Below are 17553 nucleotides of genomic sequence, written 5' to 3'. Positions count from 1 at the left end.
GTACTTTGCAATTCAAAGTAAATTTTCAAAAAAATATAGAGATTATCTTCCTAATAGTTTTTCTAATGCGTCTAAATGTTGTGTGAAAGCAATTCTTCCCGATTGCGTAACCCTGTAAGAAGTCTTTGGTTTTTTGCCCACGAATTCTTTTTTTACCTCAATATAATTGGCTTTTTCCAAAGCATTGCTGTGACTTGCCATATTACCATCGGTAATCTCAAGCAAACTTTTCATTTCAGAAAAATCAACCCAGTCGTTTACCATAAGAACGGACATGATGCCCAATCTTACACGGCTTTCGAATTCTTTATTGAGTTGACTGATATTGTACATTAATTTAAAATTTACCTAAAAAATCCTTCTTTTTTCTTCTTAAAAAATACGTTTCCAAATTTCTTTGATTTAAAAACATAATAAAATTCCCATTTATTTCTAACCAACAAAGGTTCATTTTCTACTATTTGATGCTCAGGTTTTACTTGATTCAATTTTAAATGGGGACTAGTATAACCTTCAATAAATTCTACATTTCCTGTATGCTTGCTTTTAATCCTTCCGCTATCATAGTATTTAAAGAAAACAAATTCATCATTCTTATTTATTTCAAAATTAAAATGTTGAAATTGCCAATTAGCATTATTTCCTTTAAACATATCTTTATCAATTTCATATCTTCCATAAATATCTTCTTTATCTACAATAGTTGGACTATTAATAAAACCCACTACAAACAAAATCAAATATGATAAAATAAAAAACAACCAATATCCTATAAATAATTTTTTAAAAATTTTATTTTTAGTTATATAATATATTAAAAGGAAAATGAGAGAAATCCCCAATATTATTATAAAAAATATGAACCAAACTAATATCATTATTTATACTTCTTATGCATGATTAATCCATACACAATATGCAAAACTCCAAAACCAATTGTCCATGCAACTAATCCCCATCCTAAAAATAAGAAGGAAAGCAATCCTAAAATAATCTGGCAATATCCTAAATATTTTATATCTGTCAAAGTATATCTTTCTGCGCTTACCAAAGCCAGTCCGTAAAAAATTAGTGTAGCAGGTGCTACCAAAACAAATAGATGATGATAAAGCAACACGAGACAAAATAAACCACCAGTTACCAAAGGAACAGCAAAAGTGATCAAAAGTCTTTTTGTGGTGGCATCCCAGATCTTTAATCCTTTCTTTTTGCTTTTATTGGCAGTGAGGACATATCCGCTTAAAATTGCAACTACCAAAATAACTGCGCCAATCAGGACGAGTTCATTCACCAATTCCTTTCCAAAAATATTTCTATTGCCATCAAAATAGTCGATTCCTTCTCTCTGAAAAACGAAATAGACATATACCGCTCCGATAATGGCTGCTAAACCTGCAACGACTCCGGATAGACCGCTTAACGAAATAAAACGTGAAGATCGCTCCATCATAGAGCGGATGTGTGATAAGTCTTCGTGATAGTTTTTCGATTCCATATAAAAGAACTTTGAATTGCAAAGTTATATTTTATTTTTAAACAGCAAAACTTTTATTCAAATAATTTGTTCAAATTCTTAACTTTAGAAAAAACATTACTATGGATAAAGAAACTCTGCGCTCAGAAATTTTCAGGCATCTTGACGGGGTTGTAACTGCTCCTGTCGTAGCGTCACTGATGAAAAAAGAAATCATTTCTTTCATTATTGAACGTGAAAACATGGTACTGGGTAAACTTTCGGAAGAATTTAAAGCCAATGAAGGCTATCTCAATGTAGCAATCCGAACGTTGGCTTCGCAAGGTTTCTTAAATTATCATGTAGATAATGAGAATGAAAAAATTTTAATTTCAACCAATAACAATACTGGATTGCTTCAAAAATACAGTCTGCTTTATCTTAAAGTAATTCCTTTTCTTAAGCTTTCCGTAGATATTAAAAACCAGATCAATCAAAATTCATTCGTCGAAGAGTTTACCCAATTAAGCGATTCTGTAAAAAATAATTTTGGAATTCAGCTTTCTGATGATGTTGAAGAGAAAAATATTCAGGGACAAATCTTAAAACATATTGAAGGCTGCATTATCGGGCCAGTCATCGTTTATCTGGGAATGACAGGAATGTTTCATAAATATTTTATGGAAACTTCTTTTCAGGCGGCAGAATTTCACAAAAACTCTGAGAACTTTGAGGTAATTTTAGATTTTCTGACTTATTTAGGCTGGTTTAAAAAAACTGGCAACAATTATAAATTTACCGAAACAGGAATTTATTTTGCCAAAAGAGCTGCCTCATACGGAGTCACGGTTTCTTATCTTCCTTTATTAAATAAAATGGATGAGCTTTTATTCGGAAATGCTTCAAAAATAAGAGAAATCTCGGAAGGTGAAGATGAAATTCACGTAGACAGAGCCATGAATGTTTGGGGCAGTGGCGGTTCGCATTCCAATTATTTTAAAGTAGCAAATGATTTTATCATTCAGATTTTCAATCAGCCGATTCATTTGCAGCCGAAAGGAGTTTTAGATATGGGCTGCGGAAACGGGGCATTCATTCAGCATATATTTGAAACCATCGAGAGATATACACTTCGTGGAAAAATGTTGGAAGAATATCCTTTGTTTTTAGTCGGTGCAGATTATAATCAGGCTGCATTGAAAGTGACAAGAGCCAACCTCATCAACAATGATATTTGGGCGAAAGTAATTTGGGGAGACATTGGGAACCCTCAACAGTTGGCAGAAGATTTAAAAGAAAATTATGAAATTGATCTTTCGGATTTACTCAATATCAGAACTTTTCTCGATCACAACAGAGTCTGGAAAACTCCTGAAAACACTAACACCAAGAGAATCAGTGCTTCAACAGGTGCATTTGCCCATCGTGGAAAAAGGCTTCCGAATAACCTTGTAGAAGAAAGCCTGAAAGAGCATCTGGAACTCTGGCTTCCTTACATCAGAAAAAACGGACTTTTAATAATTGAACTTCATTCTTTAGATTCAAAACTGACGAGTCAGAATTTAGGAAAAACTCCGGCAACAGCTTATGAAGCGACGCATGGTTTTTCGGATCAGTATATTCTGGAAGTTGATGTTTTTAAAAAGATTTGTTTGGAAACAGGTTTAAATATTGATAAGGAACTTTTCAGAAAATTCCCTAATTCTGATTTGGCGACGGTGTCTATCAATTTATTAAAAAGTTGATAAAAATTTAACCTAAATATACTCACGGAAATTCGTAGCTGATCATGCAGATTTTTTTATATGAACATAAAAAACCATTCTGAAAGCCAGAATGGTTTTTTATGATTTGGTTTTGATTATTTTTAGTTTTTAAGCTTGGTTCCTGAAATTTCAAATGGGAAGCTTACCCTTTGTCCACCATCATCCAAATTCACCCACGTAGAACTTGCAACGACAAACTGTTGCGCATTGTTTACTTTAGCAGCATCATGAGGAAACTGCGGGTAGAAATGAGTTCCCGTGGAAGTTTTAGAACCCCATTTTATCCAATAAGTTCCGGCAGTAAGGTTAAGATCCGGTGCATTGATTTTCATTTTATAAATTTTTCTGGTCGTGTTATCAGTCTGCCCCTGTAAAATTCTGTACCATTTTGTTTCTTCTGATGAAACATATCGGTTGGAAGTTGTGTCGCCATAAACTTTCACAGCTCCTGCAACAGCAGGGTCGGATGAATAAATTTCAAAGTAAAACTCGCTTACAGGTAATGATGCACCAGAAAAACCGGTTTGGTATGCATAGAAATAAAAATTTTGTATATTCTATTTTTCACCTGCAGGAATCTGAAAATCATCTGCAAGCATACGGTCGGTAATAGTTCCGTTAAGTCCCCAAGTGCTTTGAGGTGCTTTTACTTCACTCCAGCTATATCCTGCAGGAGCATTCGTTCCAGCAACAGAAGTGCTTCCTGTACTCATCCCCGTCACAGCAGTATAAGTGAATGGTTCTGGCTGTGGTACAACTTCGTCATCGTCATTCTTACAACTTAAAACCATAGTGGCGACCGCCATAAGACATAAAAAAAATCTTGCTTTCATAATAAAAAGTTTTATAAATTATTTGATACAAAACTACTTTACCCGAAAGCAAGATCTCAAAGGGAAAACACCCTTTTTGATTGGTGTCTTTTCCTTATTTTATTTTTACTTCGCTCTTAATTTTTCTTTAATTACCTCAATGTTTTTCTTTGCAGAATCTTCGAGAATCAGACTTGCACTCATGTGAATTCTTGCGGGCATCAATTCATTAAAATGCTCTGTACCTTCCCAGGAAACTTTCTTAATTAATGCCAAAGCATCTTCGCTTCTGGAAGCCAGTGTATTTAAGAACTTTTCAAGTTTTGAATCCATTTCAGCAACGGTTTGTGATACTGAGTGGTAAATATTGTGCTGCTCTGCCCATTCTGCAGATCTGAAATCTGCATCGATTGCCATTGCCGAAAACTGAGATTTGCCGATTTTTCTCTCAACATAAGGTCCGATTACAAAAGGTCCGATTCCTAAATTGATTTCGGTTAAAGCTAACGCAGAATCTTTGGTTGCAAAACAATAATCTGCTCCGCAAGCCAATCCTACTCCGCCTCCTGTAGTTTTTCCCTGCACTCTTACTACAACGATTTTTCCGCAGTTTCTCATGGCATTTAATACCTTTGCAAATCCCCCGAAGAATTTTGTGGATGCTTCGAGTTCATCAATTGCCAACAATTCGTCAAAGCTTGCACCCGCGCAGAAAGCTTTTTCACCTTCACTTTTTACTAAGATGGCTTTTACTTCTTTTTTTGCGCCTTCCTCTAAAATGGTTTGAGCCAGTTTTTCAAGAATTGCTCCGGGAAGCGCGTTGCTTTTTTGAGTTCCGAAGGTAATCTCGGAAATATTATTTTTAATTTCTGATGCTACAAAATCGTTCATTTTCTTTTTAAAATATAGTTTGAAATTTATTTGTTACAAAAATAGCTTAAATTAATTACAGTTAATAAGACAACATCACCCAAACGATAATGATTTATATCTAAACAATTTGTTTAAAATGACATAAAACAACAATAATTTGACAAAAAATAACGATTAATTTTGAAAGAGCATTTAATTTCTATATTTTTATGGATAAATAAGAGACATTCTCAGTTTATGCAACTGAAGAGCTGCCTATTGTTCTGATTATCAATTAACAGTTCTGCTTTATGGAGTATTTTTTTTACTCATCCATGTACCTAAGTTATTTTTTTCTTTTGATAGCTGTTATTTTTGGCGTTCTGAAGCACAAAATACTGTTCACTTATGAGAAATGGTATGTTTACTATCTTTTGTACACCTTTCTTATTGAAGCTTCTGTGACGGTATCGGTAGATTTTTTTGGTGCAAAAACAACCGCACCGATATACCCGTATTACATTGGCGGAGTTTTTTCTATCCTTACATATCTGTTTATAAAAAAATTAAACCTACCGCCGTTCTGGTCATTATTTGTCCCGATTTCCGGAGTCTTATATCTGGCTGTTCATCTTTTTTTGAAAGACCTGAATCATGATCATGTAAAAGTAGTATCCAACGTCATCATTTTTGGTTTTGCAGGGTTTTCTCTGCTTCAGGAAATTAAAAAGACAAATTCTGACAATCGTTTCCTATGGGTTGATGCTATGATATTTTTATATTATGCAGTTTCGGCCTTTATTTTTATAATGCATAATCAGCTGGTAAAAATGTCTATTGATGACGCTTATATTATCTGGGGAATCAATAATACTCTGACCTGCGTTTTATATTCATCATTTATATACACCTTTATAAAATTAAAGAAGTAAGCCTAAATATCGTCTTTTTCATTACGTTAATTATTGCCTTGATAATTATCATGGTTTTTATATTGATGGCATATAAACTTTTCACAGACCGGATTATAAAAGAAAAAAATAGGCAGCATGACTTGGAAATTCAGCATCAGAAAAATCTCGCTCTGGAAGGAACCCTCATACAGGAAGAAGAGCGAAAAAGAATAGCTGTACTGATACACGATGATATCGGAAACCGACTCAATATTCTATCTCTATGGATTCACAATTTTGATGCAGAAAACAAGGAAGCAGCAGAAAAAATCATCACAAAACAGATTTCTGAACTGATCGATTCTGCAAGAAGCATCTCTCACTCGCTTTATCCCGTGAATCTTGAGAAACTGGGGCTGCTTTTATATACTGAAGAATTGATTACGGATCTTTCCCAAAAGATAAAAATCAACTTAAATGTAAATCCTGGATACCGGAAAAAAGATATTTTCACAGAAGTACAGCTTTACAGGATCATTCAGGAATTCACGACCAATGTGATCAAACATTCTACAGCAACAGAAATCTCTATTTACCTAAGAGACAGCTCTAAGAGTTTCACAATGATCATCACAGATAACGGAAATAGTTTTGAATACAATAGGATCAACCGGGGAATGGGGATCAAAAATATAGAATCCCGTCTGCAGTCTCTGGATGCTCTTTACAAATGGAAAAATACAATCGGAAAAAAGACCCAGCTTATTATAAAAATTCAGCAAAAAACAATCTCATGATCACCAATATTGCCATCGTAGACGACGAACAGCTGATTCTGGAAGGTGTGAAAATGCTGCTTTCGATGGAGAAAAGCATCTCTGTAACGATTACTTCCAATAACGGGGTTGATTTCCTTGAACATCTCTCCAGAATTCCTGCGAAAGACTTTCCTCATATGGCACTGGTCGACATCCAGATGCTACCCATGGATGGATTTGAACTTGTAGAAATTCTACGAGATACATATCCTCAGCTCAAAATCATTATCCTTTCTTCCCACTACAAAAGCAGTGTTTTGGGATATATGGTAAAATTGGGAGTTTCTGCATTTCTTCCAAAAAATTCAAATAAAAAAACTTTTATAGAAGCCATCACTCAGGTACATAAAAACGGAATTTACTTTACTGCCGAAGATCACAATATGCTGTTATCATATCTTAATGATTCACAGAAAAACAAAGGATTATTTAATAGCGAAAATGAACTCTCCGAAAGAGAAAGAGAAGTCATAAAACTGATCTGTAAAGAACTGACCAACCACGAAATTGCAGAAAGGCTTTCTCTGAGCCCAAGAACAATTGAAAGCCACCGACAAAGAATTTTAGATAAAATAGGTGCAAAAAACACAGTAGGTTTGGTGATCTATGCTGTGGTAAACGGAATCTATGATCTCCCCATAAGACTTTAACTTGAGCTGAGCCGCCAAATAGTTACGTATAAATACTGAATGATAAAATTGGTATTTTATACTGATCTCAGATTATGGCAAAAATTGTTACTTTGTGATATGATTAAGTAAACTAAGTGATGAGAGTAATGTTTAATCATAATTTGGCAGATCAGAAATTGAGAAAGATTTCTGGTCTGCCAATAAACTATCAGCCATGAAAACTTGAAAGTTATAGTTTTCATATTATGATTCTATCACATGAATGATTAAACCTTTGAACATTCTCAAAGGTTTTTATTTTTTAAAGTTCACTTTTTCCCATAAAGCAGCAGACGTTTGAAAGCATAGATGGAAGGAAAATTTTTGAAATGGTCACCAATTCTTCTTTTGTATTCTGAAACGAAATCTTCTCTGCTTCCTTCATCCAGTCTTTCCAAATAAGGAATCAATGCCGAACCAGAAATAAACTGAAAAAGCTTTTCTGAACTGTCAGCAATAATAGGATAAACTTTCACAGAAATATTTAGATCTTCTAATCCCGCATCAAACATCATCTGAGCATATTCATCCATACACAAAACGGGTGAAACGCTGTTCCAATTTTGAAGTTGAATTTTATAGGGTTCTTCCGAAGCGAGTCTAAATAAAATCTGATTGAGAATATTATCTGGCTGCACCGGCATTTGTACTGCAAATTGACCTTCCTCACTCAACATCGACAATAATTTCGGAAATAGATGTTGATGATCATCAGACCATTGCAAAGCCGCATTGCTGAAAATCAAATCCCATTTTTCGTCTGATTTAATAAAATCCTCAACAGCCATTTTATTAAAATGAAGCCTGTCATTCTGAAACTGGTCTGCTTCAGAAAGCATCTCCGAGGAAGAATCGATGCCTGTAAAATCTGCACTTTTAAATTGTTCAGACAGAATGTGAGTTTGCTCTCCGGTTCCGCATCCGATATCGATTGCTTTTTTAAGATTCTCAGATGAAATTAAATCCATCAGATCAAAAAATGGCTGATAGCGGATATTTTTAAACTGATTGTAGATTTCCGGATTCCAGGGCATTAATTTTCATTTTAAATTAGAACTATATTATTGGCAGGATTTCGGTTACAATCCTATTTTCTATTCAGGATAAGTTCAAATTGTTAACATTTTTCAATGCTAAAATATATTTATCAATATACATATCTTTTTCCTTTGATTTGTACTGCTGAATATATCTAGGATGTTCCAAAACAGTCATTTTATCAAACAATTCAGCCTCTGCATTTAATCTGGAAATAAATTCTGCATTTTTCTTCCCAAGTACAAAAACCTCAGAGGTATCAAGACCCAGATTAATATGGCTTTGTAAAGATTCGATCATAAAATCTTTCACATCTTGAAAAAGTACCTTGTCATCATAATAGTTGGCATTGATCCAGCCGCCTTTTGATTTTCTAATAATTGCGAGAGGAAATGGTGAATTGATATAAAAATCTTTAAAAAAACGATCTGCTCCACCATATACTGTGATCATGTCGTAGATAAAGACGGAAGATATTTCGTGTGTATGTGCAGACTCCATCTTGATTCCGCAAACGCTTTCCAATCTTTTGGTATCAGTAAAAGGGACGCCAGTAATTCCTGCCCCATGACGACTTGGGTTGATGCCTATGATAAATTTTCTCTGACTGTCGTCATCGTAATATTTTTTATAAAACATCTTCATGACATCTAAGGTATCAGAATGGTCTAGATAGGGATTCAGAACTGAAAAATCAGCAGGCAGCTTTCCTGAATAATGTAGATTTGTATTAAAGTCAACTACTTTATCAGCAAAGGTTTGATCGTGCATATTATTCTATATCCTATTCGTCTTCAATTTTTAAACCTCTGATAAAAGTTTCAAAATCTTTTGCCAGAAAGGTTTTTTTGAAATCATTTTCCTGGTCTATATGCACAATTTCAGGCTCGCCATCTTTTCCGCAGTTTGAATAGTCAAAAGCAACCATGTCGTGCCCTGCCGAAGGGCAGTCTGCAAAATATACTCCAATTGCGGGATATCCCCATTCATTAATTACAAACCGGTTTCCCAGCTCCCCACAAAGAGAATATTTCCTTTCTCTTCCAATTCCCATAATTCCGGTGATTGCAACATGGTCATCTGCCCAAGAGTTGGCTTCATTCGTAGGAAAAATAGATTTGTTTGCCAATCCTCCATTCTGTGATTTCATCAGCTGTACGTAAGAGCCGGGAAGTTTATATCCAAGTTCTTGTTCAACAGATGCAATCATTTCATCATCAGGGAAATCACTGATATAATCTCTTGCAGAATAGCTGCATTCACTCCAAAAACTTTTAAAGTCGAAGTCATTGAAAAATTCTGTTTTCATAATATTTTTTATTAAATAAGAGAAGCTTGTAAAAGCACCCCCAAATATCTGTATTTTATTTAATAAATCAATTGAAATCGTTTAAAAGATGTGTGAATTATTTTCTTAAAAAGTTTAATATATATTTACATAAAAAATGCAGCAATTTATGATTAACTGCTGCATTAGTGAGATGATTAAGCTGATGAAGATCAGATTAATCCAAACTGCTCAAAATGATGTGTGAAATGTTTTCTCTGGAAAAGCTCCATCATCTCTTTATTCAAGTGTCCGAATCTTGGATTATAATGTTCTGCAAAAGGATTTTCTTTGAAATAAACCATAAACTCTTTTAATGTTTCAATTAATTTCGCCTTTGCTTCGTCCAGATTTTTATTTTTATTCTGAGGAACTTCGCCTTCTTTCCATAAAGGATATTGTGCCCCGGGACGGATTTTTTGATCTGTATACAACCAATCCTGTAGTTTCTCTAACTTCTCGGCAGGAATTTCCGGAAAATCTTCAGGTTTTAAATTTCCAAAGCCATTTCTCAAAACTTCTTCCAGATGTTCAACCATCAGCTGCGGAGTAAAATCTCCAAAGACAGGCTGCGTTTTTTCAGTCAAGCTATTAAGCTTTTTCTGAATATTCTTTATTTTAAAATCAATAAAAGGAGACTGTTTTGCCACCAATGTTAAAATGGTTGCCACACAAACTACCTCATCTCTTTGGTTTACAACCTCAACCAGCCATTTCACCACACCCGAAGGAATATTTCTTCCCTTTACTCCTCTGTTGATTTTTTCTTTCGCCGTTAGGTAGACCGTAATCGTATCTCCCGCATAAACAGGCTTAAAGAAAGAACAATTTTCCAATCCGTAATTTGCAATAACAGGTCCTTTTTTCCCTGAAACGAACAATCCAGCCGCAGCAGAAAGGATGAAATACCCGTGAGCAACTGTTTTATCGAAGATCGTTCCTGTCAAACTCGTTGCATCCGTATGTGCATAAAAATGATCCCACGAAACATTAGAAAAATTAACGATATCTGCATCAGTAACTGTTCTTCCTGCCGTCTCCAGAGAATCTCCAACTTCAACTTCTTCAAAATATTTCTGGAAAGGATGTTTATCTGAATATTTTTTCTCAGCACCTTGCTGATATACTTTTGTGATCGCCGTCAAAATATCCGGAGAACCTTGAATCGCTGTTTTCTGAAGGAAGAAATGAAGACCATTCAATCCACCCATTTCCTCACCACCTCCTGCTCTACCAGGACCTCCGTGCATTAATGTAGGAAGCGGCGAACCGTGACCTGTACTTTCTTTCGCGTTATCTCTGTTTAACACGAAAATTCTACCGTGTTGAGAAGCCATTTTCCAGGAAGTTTCTGCTACAAATTTCTCATCGTGAGAAACGATTGAACCTACCAAACTTCCCTTTCCTCTTTTTGCCAAAGCAGCAGCCTCTTCCGCATCTTTGTAAGGCATTAACGTAGAAACCGGACCGAAAGCTTCGACATCGTGGGAGATATTTTTTGTAAACGGAGAATCATTTAAAAACAATTTCGGAGACATAAATGCACCGTTTTCATAATCTGCATCTACAAGCTCATGCTTTCCGTCATAAATCAATTCGTTTTCAGTTTTCAGAATATCTACTTTTCTTAGAACTTCGTCATATTGCTGTTTTCCAACCAAAGAACCCATTCTCGTTTCTCTGCTCAACGGATTTCCAATTTTTGTTTGATCTAAAGCTTTTGACAAAGCATTCTGAACATCACCAATTAAGTTTTCAGGAACAATAATTCTTCTGATCGCCGTACATTTTTGTCCGGCTTTTGTTGTCATTTCGTTACGAACTTCTTTGATGAACAAATCAAATTCAGGAGTTCCAGGTTTTGCATCCAATCCAAGAATCGAACAGTTCAAAGAATCTGCCTCCATATTGAAACGAACAGCATTTCCTGAAACAGAAGGTAAAGATTTCAGTTTTCTACCCGTCGTTGCAGAACCTGTGAATAATACAGAATCTCCATCTTTAACATAATCCAAAATATTTCCCGGTTCACCACAAACCAATTGAAGCGCGCCTTCCGGAAGCACACCGCTTTCAATCATATCCTGGAAAACAGCATTCGTCAAATAAGAACCATAAGGAGAAGGTTTTACAATACTTGGAACACCCGCCAACAATGAAGTGGATAATTTTTCCAACATTCCCCAAACAGGAAAGTTATACGCATTGATTTGTATAGAAACCCCCTCGCTTGGCGTTAAAATGTGAGTTCCCAAGAAAGTTCCGTTCGCAGAAATTTTCTGAGTATCACCATCCACCCAAAACGGAGTATTCGGAAGCATTCTTTTCGCTAATCCTGAATACGTAAAGAACGTACCAAAACCTCCTTCAATATCGACCCAGGAATCTGCATGAGTTGCCCCAGTTTTATATGATAATTCGTAATATTTTTTCTTTCTTTCTAAAAGGTAAAGTGCTACTTTTTTCAACATTTCTCCACGATCATAGAATGTCATTGAAGAAAGGTTTTTATAACCTACTGTTCTTCCGTAGTCCAGCGCTTGTTCAAAATTAAGCCCTTCTGTATCCGAAACGGCAACCTGCTCTCCCGTCACGGCATTGTACAAAGGGATTCCGTTTCCGGTACCTTCTACCCATTCGCCGTGGATGTAATTTTTTAACTTTTCCATATAGTTTTTTACTTTTTACTTAAATTTAATTTTAAAAATGTTTTTAATAATCAGATAAAGAAAGGATAATATTAAACATACATCAATTATAAAAATAAAATTGATTAACAATTTGTAGAAGAAATTCTTACGCTTTAGACTTGCAACCACTTCATCAGATTCTACGTGTTCAAGACTATCTGAAATACCTAGTGATTCCTTCATCAAATAAAATCCTAAAATATTGATTACTATAAAAATAATCAGGCTTAACAACCAATATTTCTTTAAGATATTTATCATTATGACATTGATTTACTTCGGTTCCTGATACGGAAACAACTTCACCAAACCTTCATACAAACTTCTGTGAAGAATCGTTGCATGATTATCTGTTTCCATCATTTTATATTCTACCGTCCAGTTTTTCTTATTTGATTTTTTTAGAATATCGAATAAATTTTCTGCATCTTTTACCATCACCGGATGCTCACCTTTTCCTACAGAAACGTAAATAAATTTCTTAGTATCCGGTATTTTAGTTAATAATTGATTAGCCTGTTTTAAAAGACTTTCATCATCCCACCACAAACTCGGGCTGATGATAAAATAGTTATTGAACATTTCAGGTTTTTTCAACAAAATTTCTGTTGCTAAAAGTCCGCCAAGAGATTGACCGAAAATGTAGGTATTGGTTGTTTTAAACTGACTTTCGATATAAGGTTTTAATTCTTTTTCCAGGAAATTGATGAACTTATCAGAATGTCCTGTCGTAGGATAATCTTTTTGTAAATCTTTTAAATCGGTGTGAAAAGTGAAATCTCTTTTTCTGTCAATATTTGCAATTCCTACTACAATCGTTTCCGGCATGGAATACATTTGATTAAAGAACTGAACCAATCCTGTAACATGGATAAAATCTTCATTCATGCTTCCATCTAAAAGATAGATAACCGGATATGATTTTGTTTTATCAAAATTTTGCGGAAGATAGATGTTTAATGTTCTTTCTTCATTTAAAATTTTCGACTTTAGTGTTCTGATTTCTCCAATAGTTAATGCTTTTACATTTCCGTTTTGGCCTAAAACCACAAATTGAAATGCAAAGAGAAGACTGCAGAAAATGAGAAGCTTTTTAACCATACTAAATTTTTGAAATTCAATTATTTCACATCATCCCAAATGCTGTAATCAACAACTTTCGTAGGAATTTGCTGAACATATTCTGTAAACGGTTCGCAAGGTAAAATCGCATCCTTCCCTTCTCTTGCCAACTCCTGATAGAGTTTTGTTCCTTCCGTTTTCCATTTAATCATTTCATCGGAAACATCACGAATGATTCTTGCCGGACTTCCAACAATTAATTTTCTTGCATCACATCTGAAATTTGCAGGAACAAATGCCAATGCGCCAATGATACATTCATCACCGATTATCGCTTTGTCCATCACAACTGCGTTCATTCCAACCAGACAGTTTCTACCGATGTGCCCGGAATGAATAATCGCACCGTGACCGATGTGCGCAGATTCTTCCAAAATCGTTTCAATACCCGGAAAAACGTGAAGTGTACAGTTTTCCTGAACATTCGCACCGTCTTTGATGATAATTTTACCCCAGTCACCACGAATTACCGCATTTGGACCGATGTAAACTTCTTCGCCGATTTCCACATTTCCGATAATCACCGCCTGCGGATGAACGTAAGCGGAAGGTTTGATGATGGGACGAATGCCGTGATATGAGTAGATATTCATAATTTTTATGTTAAAAATTTAATTTAACAGTGTATCAATCTAGCAGTTTACCAATAGATGCTTCGACAAGCTCAGCATGACAATGGAATTGTTACATTGATACATTTTTATATTGTTACATTATTGAAAAAGTTATACTTTTTCAATAACCATTGCATAACCTTGTCCGACACCGATACAAAGCGTACACAAAGCATATTTTTTATTTTGTTTTTGAAGTTCTAAAGCTGCAGAACCGATGATTCTTGCTCCGGAAACTCCAAGTGGATGCCCGATTGCGATAGCTCCTCCGTTTGGATTTACTCTTGAATCGTCATCTTTTAATCCTAAACTTCTTGTTACGGCTAAAGATTGAGCTGCGAATGCTTCGTTCAATTCGATAACATCCATATCTTCTAGTGAAAGATTTAATCTTTTTAATAATTTTTGAGTCGCTTCTACTGGTCCGATTCCCATAATTCTTGGTTCAACACCAGCAACTGAAGATCCTAAAATCCTAGCTTTTGGCTTTAAACCATATTTTTTAACGGCTTCTTCACTTGCTAAAATTAAAGCTGCAGCCCCGTCATTCATTCCTGAAGCATTTCCGGCAGTTACCGTTCCTTCTTTTCTGAAAGCAGGACGAAGTTTTCCTAATCCTTCCATTGAAGAGGTTGGCTTGATGAATTCGTCTTTATCGAAAATTTTCGGTTCGCCTTTTTTCTGAGGAATTTCAACTTTTACAATTTCTTCCGCCAATCTTCCGCTTTCCTGAGCTTTTGTTGCTTTTTGTTGAGACCAAAGGGCAAATTTGTCTTGATCTTCACGGCTGATATTATGCATATCTGCTAAGTTTTCAGCGGTGTCGCCCATTCCATCAACGCCATACATTTCTTTCATTTTTGGATTAACGAATCTCCATCCGAAAGTCGTATCAAACATCTGACTATCTCTTCCGAAAGCTGCACTTGGTTTTGACATTACATAAGGTGAACGTGTCATATGCTCAACTCCACCGGCGATGTAAATTTCACCTTCTCCGGAAGCAATCGAGCGGAAAGCATTTGCCACCGCCGACATTCCAGAAGCACAAAGTCTATTTACTGTTTCACCTCCAATTTTATAAGGAAGACCAGCCAATAAAAGTCCCATTCTTGCTACGTTTCTATTATCTTCACCTGCTTGGTTAGCACATCCGAAGATAACATCCTCAATTTCCTCAACAGGAACTTCAGGGTTTCTTGCAACAATTTCTTTTAGAACGATTGCCGCCAAATCATCGGCTCTAACTTCTGATAAACCTCCCTGTAATTTTGAAATAGGAGTTCTGATGTAATCTATGATATATACGTTGTTCATTTTTTATTAGATTTCAGATATTAGATTTCAGACTTCAGACATTATATAAATCTAATATCTGACATCTGATGTCTTTTTATCTATTTTATAATTCTGTTACTTTTTTTCCGATTTTGTAGACTGTTCCGACGAATTTTGCAATCAGATCGTTGTTTTGATTGGTAATTTTAATATCGTAAACAGCGGTTTTTCTGGTGTCGTTTACCAAGATACTTTCTGCTCTGAAAGTGTCGCCTTCTTTTCCGGCTTTGGTAAAATTAATGATACAGTTCAACGCAACAGCCGCATCTCCGGTGTTGTTGGACGAAAACGCCAATGCAGAATCCGCAAAAGCAAATGTAACACCTCCGTGAACCGTTCTAAGCCCATTGATCATATCTTTTTTAATGGGCATTTCCAGTAAACAATAATTTTCTTTGACTTCGATTATTTTAATATTCATCCATTGGGAAAAATAATCCTGATCAAACATATATTCTGCAACTTGTCTTGGATTCATTTCTAATTTACGCTTGTTATTTTATATGTAGATATTATTGTTTTTTATAAGTCAGATATAATCGTGTCTTCTTCATCAATGTTTATGCTTACGAATCATAGCGATTTCTTCATATAATCCATCAACCAATTTGTCATAAATATTCATGGTTTTACCGAGAATTATCTGTTCATATGAAGATTTTCTGATTTTGACGAATTTTCAGTTGGATAAGGAGCATTTAAATCAATTCCATTTTCATTTGCTAGTCTTTTGATCATCTCTTTATATTTTTCATTAAATATACCCAACATTCCAAGTCTTTCCTGATCATCATCCATCGAAGAAAGTTCCTGAATGATGTATTCTTTTTCAATGAGAAGTCTTGTTTCTAATTCGGCTCTGAATCCGTCTATATCCATAATATTAATTTGAAAATTAAAGATTGCGGTAAATAATTTTCAAATTATCTAATTCAATTTTCGCAACAAAGGACTTTGTCTATATCTCTCTTCCTGATATTCTTCATAAAGATTCTGTAGGGTTTCGGAGATTTTTGAGTAACCGATTTCTTTTCCCCAAGCCAATAATCCTTTTGGATAGTTTACTCCTTTCTGCATTGCCAGTTCGATATCTTCATCACTTGCAACACCTAATCTTTTTGCTTCCACCGCTTCATTGATCAACATTGATATAATTCTTAAAAATATTTGCTGATACAATGCATCATCTTTTTGAGCGACAGGTTTGTCAGCCCCTTCACTGTAATCGTAGAAGCCTTTTCCAGTCTTTCTTCCGTGAAGTTTGGCTTCGGACATTCTTTGTTGAAGAAGAGAGGGTTTGTATTTTGGGTCGTAGAAATATTCGTTGTAAACTGTTTTTGTAACTGAGAAATTAACGTCAACACCAATTAAATCCATCAATTCAAAAGGGCCCATTTTGAAATTACCTAATGTTTTCATGGCATCATCAACCTGTTCTACTGTTGCGATGTTTTCTTCAACAATTCTCAATCCTTCACCGTAGTAAGGACGGGCAATTCTGTTGACGATAAATCCGGGAATATCTTTGGCGATAACAGGAGTTTTACCCCAATCTTTCATGAGGTTGCAGATTTTTTCCGCTAAAGATTTTTCTGTTAATAAAGATGGAATAACCTCAACCAAAGGCATCAGAGGAGCCGGATTGAAGAAATGAATTCCGATGAAACGCTCCGGTTTTTGTAATTCCGCACCGAGAGAGGTAATGGAAATGGATGATGTATTGGAACCAATAACACAGCTTTCAGAAACGTGTTTCTCTAATTCCGTGAAAACTTTGGTTTTAATTTCTTTGTTTTCGATGATGGCTTCGATGATTAATTCACAATCCTTGAAGTCCTTCAATTCTGTAGCGATGGAAATATTGGCTAAAATTTCAGCCATTTTTTCTGCCGAAATTTTCTGTTTATCCACTAATTTGGTTAATGTTTTTTCCAAACCTACGGTTGCCGTTTCTACTTGTTTTGCGTTGGCGTCATAGACCCAAACTTTGCATCCGTTCGTTGCGGCTACTTGCGCGATGCCAATTCCCATAGTCCCAGCACCGATAATTCCTACGTTTTTCATTATTTATAGATGTTAGAAGCCAGAAGTTAGAAGTTAGAAGTTAGAAGTTAGATTTTATATACTAATTTCTAACCTCTAATTTCTAAATTCTATAA

General features: G+C 35.2%; 20 protein-coding genes. 4 read left to right on the top strand and 16 right to left on the bottom strand.

Annotated features, from left to right (window positions below; all coding sequences use genetic code 11):
* Positions 1 to 42: 42 nt before the first annotated feature.
* From AC4FQ5_RS15740 to AC4FQ5_RS15730, 3 genes are read right to left on the bottom strand one after another with little or no spacing between them, the layout of a single operon-like run.
* Complete coding sequence (locus AC4FQ5_RS15740; RefSeq protein ID WP_491144819.1) at positions 43 to 333, bottom strand: winged helix-turn-helix domain-containing protein; 291 nt, start codon at positions 331 to 333, stop codon at positions 43 to 45.
* Between the two features lie 11 nt (positions 334 to 344).
* Positions 345 to 878, bottom strand: coding sequence for a hypothetical protein (locus AC4FQ5_RS15735; protein ID WP_491144818.1), 534 nt, complete (start codon positions 876 to 878; stop codon positions 345 to 347).
* A complete protein-coding gene (locus AC4FQ5_RS15730; RefSeq protein WP_491144816.1) occupies positions 878 to 1495 on the bottom strand; it encodes a hypothetical protein in 618 nt (205 codons plus the stop codon). The genes AC4FQ5_RS15735 and AC4FQ5_RS15730 overlap by 1 nt, the downstream gene beginning before the upstream one ends.
* A gap of 101 nt (positions 1496 to 1596) precedes the next feature.
* Between AC4FQ5_RS15730 and AC4FQ5_RS15725 the strand changes: the two genes are divergently transcribed.
* Positions 1597 to 3198 (top strand): class I SAM-dependent methyltransferase, encoded by a 1602-nt coding sequence (locus AC4FQ5_RS15725; RefSeq protein WP_491144814.1) that lies wholly within the window; start codon positions 1597 to 1599, stop codon positions 3196 to 3198.
* 122 nt (positions 3199 to 3320) lie between these two features.
* On the opposite strand, the gene AC4FQ5_RS15720 is transcribed toward AC4FQ5_RS15725, so the two are convergent.
* The 3 genes from AC4FQ5_RS15720 to AC4FQ5_RS15710 all read right to left on the bottom strand — a co-directional run bounded on the left by AC4FQ5_RS15720 (position 3321) and on the right by AC4FQ5_RS15710 (position 4922).
* Positions 3321 to 3662, bottom strand: a complete 342-nt coding sequence (locus tag AC4FQ5_RS15720) for a hypothetical protein (RefSeq protein ID WP_491144812.1) — start codon at positions 3660 to 3662, stop codon at positions 3321 to 3323.
* Positions 3663 to 3776: 114 nt separating this feature from the next.
* Complete coding sequence (locus AC4FQ5_RS15715) at positions 3777 to 4052, bottom strand: hypothetical protein (RefSeq protein ID WP_491144810.1); 276 nt, start codon at positions 4050 to 4052, stop codon at positions 3777 to 3779.
* Between the two features lie 105 nt (positions 4053 to 4157).
* A complete protein-coding gene (locus AC4FQ5_RS15710) occupies positions 4158 to 4922 on the bottom strand; it encodes an enoyl-CoA hydratase/isomerase family protein (protein ID WP_491144808.1) in 765 nt (254 codons plus the stop codon).
* A gap of 272 nt (positions 4923 to 5194) precedes the next feature.
* Here AC4FQ5_RS15710 and AC4FQ5_RS15705 point away from each other — a divergent pair, with 272 nt between their 5' ends.
* The 3 genes from AC4FQ5_RS15705 (at position 5195) to AC4FQ5_RS15695 (ending at position 7244) form a co-directional block, all read left to right on the top strand.
* A complete protein-coding gene (locus AC4FQ5_RS15705) occupies positions 5195 to 5815 on the top strand; it encodes a hypothetical protein (protein WP_491144807.1) in 621 nt (206 codons plus the stop codon).
* Positions 5816 to 5880: 65 nt separating this feature from the next.
* On the top strand, positions 5881 to 6573 hold the full coding sequence (locus AC4FQ5_RS15700) for a sensor histidine kinase (protein WP_491144805.1): 693 nt from the start codon (positions 5881 to 5883) through the stop codon (positions 6571 to 6573).
* Entirely contained in the window at positions 6570 to 7244 is a 675-nt protein-coding gene (locus tag AC4FQ5_RS15695) for a response regulator (RefSeq protein WP_491144804.1), read from the top strand. Before AC4FQ5_RS15700 ends, AC4FQ5_RS15695 begins: the two co-directional genes overlap by 4 nt.
* Before the next feature lie 290 nt (positions 7245 to 7534).
* On the opposite strand, the gene AC4FQ5_RS15690 is transcribed toward AC4FQ5_RS15695, so the two are convergent.
* From AC4FQ5_RS15690 to AC4FQ5_RS15645, 10 genes are all read right to left on the bottom strand, one after another.
* A complete protein-coding gene (locus tag AC4FQ5_RS15690) occupies positions 7535 to 8299 on the bottom strand; it encodes a methyltransferase domain-containing protein (RefSeq protein WP_491144802.1) in 765 nt (254 codons plus the stop codon).
* A 64-nt stretch (positions 8300 to 8363) separates the two neighbouring features.
* Positions 8364 to 9074, bottom strand: a complete 711-nt coding sequence (locus AC4FQ5_RS15685; RefSeq protein WP_491144800.1) for an SMUG2 DNA glycosylase family protein — start codon at positions 9072 to 9074, stop codon at positions 8364 to 8366.
* A 13-nt stretch (positions 9075 to 9087) separates the two neighbouring features.
* Positions 9088 to 9612 carry an SMI1/KNR4 family protein gene (locus tag AC4FQ5_RS15680; RefSeq protein WP_491144798.1) on the bottom strand — a complete coding sequence of 175 codons (525 nt, stop codon included), beginning with the start codon at positions 9610 to 9612 and terminating at the stop codon, positions 9088 to 9090.
* Between the two features lie 191 nt (positions 9613 to 9803).
* On the bottom strand, positions 9804 to 12299 hold the full coding sequence (gene paaZ, locus AC4FQ5_RS15675; protein ID WP_491144796.1) for a phenylacetic acid degradation bifunctional protein PaaZ: 2496 nt from the start codon (positions 12297 to 12299) through the stop codon (positions 9804 to 9806).
* A gap of 294 nt (positions 12300 to 12593) precedes the next feature.
* A complete protein-coding gene (locus tag AC4FQ5_RS15670; RefSeq protein ID WP_491144794.1) occupies positions 12594 to 13421 on the bottom strand; it encodes an alpha/beta hydrolase in 828 nt (275 codons plus the stop codon).
* Positions 13422 to 13441: 20 nt separating this feature from the next.
* A complete protein-coding gene (locus tag AC4FQ5_RS15665; protein ID WP_491144792.1) occupies positions 13442 to 14035 on the bottom strand; it encodes an acyltransferase in 594 nt (197 codons plus the stop codon).
* A gap of 132 nt (positions 14036 to 14167) precedes the next feature.
* Complete coding sequence (gene pcaF / locus AC4FQ5_RS15660; RefSeq protein ID WP_491144790.1) at positions 14168 to 15373, bottom strand: 3-oxoadipyl-CoA thiolase; 1206 nt, start codon at positions 15371 to 15373, stop codon at positions 14168 to 14170.
* A gap of 85 nt (positions 15374 to 15458) precedes the next feature.
* Entirely contained in the window at positions 15459 to 15872 is a 414-nt protein-coding gene (locus AC4FQ5_RS15655; protein WP_491144788.1) for a PaaI family thioesterase, read from the bottom strand.
* A gap of 161 nt (positions 15873 to 16033) precedes the next feature.
* The gene (locus tag AC4FQ5_RS15650; protein ID WP_491144786.1) at positions 16034 to 16273 is read right to left on the bottom strand and encodes a hypothetical protein; all 240 of its coding nucleotides are present in this window, start codon (positions 16271 to 16273) and stop codon (positions 16034 to 16036) included.
* Between the two features lie 48 nt (positions 16274 to 16321).
* A complete protein-coding gene (locus tag AC4FQ5_RS15645; protein WP_491144784.1) occupies positions 16322 to 17458 on the bottom strand; it encodes a 3-hydroxyacyl-CoA dehydrogenase NAD-binding domain-containing protein in 1137 nt (378 codons plus the stop codon).
* Positions 17459 to 17553: the final 95 nt, after the last annotated feature.

The organism is Chryseobacterium sp. DT-167 (assembly GCF_058310155.1).
The sequence above is the reverse complement of the archived record's forward strand: the minus strand, read 5'-3'. Positions and strand labels throughout refer to the sequence as shown.

Excerpts from the sequence above, each read along its gene's own strand:
- AC4FQ5_RS15670 (WP_491144794.1), bottom strand. The coding sequence starts at position 13,421 with ATGGTTAAAAAGCTTCTCATTTTCTGCAGTCTTCTCTTTGCATTTCAA.
- AC4FQ5_RS15695 (WP_491144804.1), top strand. The coding sequence starts at position 6,570 with ATGATCACCAATATTGCCATCGTAGACGACGAACAGCTGATTCTGGAA.
- AC4FQ5_RS15705 (WP_491144807.1), top strand. The coding sequence starts at position 5,195 with ATGGAGTATTTTTTTTACTCATCCATGTACCTAAGTTATTTTTTTCTT.
- paaZ (WP_491144796.1), bottom strand. The coding sequence starts at position 12,299 with ATGGAAAAGTTAAAAAATTACATCCACGGCGAATGGGTAGAAGGTACC.
- AC4FQ5_RS15730 (WP_491144816.1), bottom strand. The coding sequence starts at position 1,495 with ATGGAATCGAAAAACTATCACGAAGACTTATCACACATCCGCTCTATG.
- AC4FQ5_RS15650 (WP_491144786.1), bottom strand. The coding sequence starts at position 16,273 with ATGGATATAGACGGATTCAGAGCCGAATTAGAAACAAGACTTCTCATT.
- AC4FQ5_RS15665 (WP_491144792.1), bottom strand. The coding sequence starts at position 14,035 with ATGAATATCTACTCATATCACGGCATTCGTCCCATCATCAAACCTTCC.
- AC4FQ5_RS15655 (WP_491144788.1), bottom strand. The coding sequence starts at position 15,872 with ATGAATCCAAGACAAGTTGCAGAATATATGTTTGATCAGGATTATTTT.
- AC4FQ5_RS15735 (WP_491144818.1), bottom strand. The coding sequence starts at position 878 with ATGATATTAGTTTGGTTCATATTTTTTATAATAATATTGGGGATTTCT.
- AC4FQ5_RS15725 (WP_491144814.1), top strand. The coding sequence starts at position 1,597 with ATGGATAAAGAAACTCTGCGCTCAGAAATTTTCAGGCATCTTGACGGG.
- AC4FQ5_RS15645 (WP_491144784.1), bottom strand. The coding sequence starts at position 17,458 with ATGAAAAACGTAGGAATTATCGGTGCTGGGACTATGGGAATTGGCATC.
- AC4FQ5_RS15685 (WP_491144800.1), bottom strand. The coding sequence starts at position 9,074 with ATGCACGATCAAACCTTTGCTGATAAAGTAGTTGACTTTAATACAAAT.
- AC4FQ5_RS15710 (WP_491144808.1), bottom strand. The coding sequence starts at position 4,922 with ATGAACGATTTTGTAGCATCAGAAATTAAAAATAATATTTCCGAGATT.
- pcaF (WP_491144790.1), bottom strand. The coding sequence starts at position 15,373 with ATGAACAACGTATATATCATAGATTACATCAGAACTCCTATTTCAAAA.
- AC4FQ5_RS15700 (WP_491144805.1), top strand. The coding sequence starts at position 5,881 with ATGGCATATAAACTTTTCACAGACCGGATTATAAAAGAAAAAAATAGG.
- AC4FQ5_RS15680 (WP_491144798.1), bottom strand. The coding sequence starts at position 9,612 with ATGAAAACAGAATTTTTCAATGACTTCGACTTTAAAAGTTTTTGGAGT.
- AC4FQ5_RS15715 (WP_491144810.1), bottom strand. The coding sequence starts at position 4,052 with ATGAAAGCAAGATTTTTTTTATGTCTTATGGCGGTCGCCACTATGGTT.
- AC4FQ5_RS15690 (WP_491144802.1), bottom strand. The coding sequence starts at position 8,299 with ATGCCCTGGAATCCGGAAATCTACAATCAGTTTAAAAATATCCGCTAT.
- AC4FQ5_RS15740 (WP_491144819.1), bottom strand. The coding sequence starts at position 333 with ATGTACAATATCAGTCAACTCAATAAAGAATTCGAAAGCCGTGTAAGA.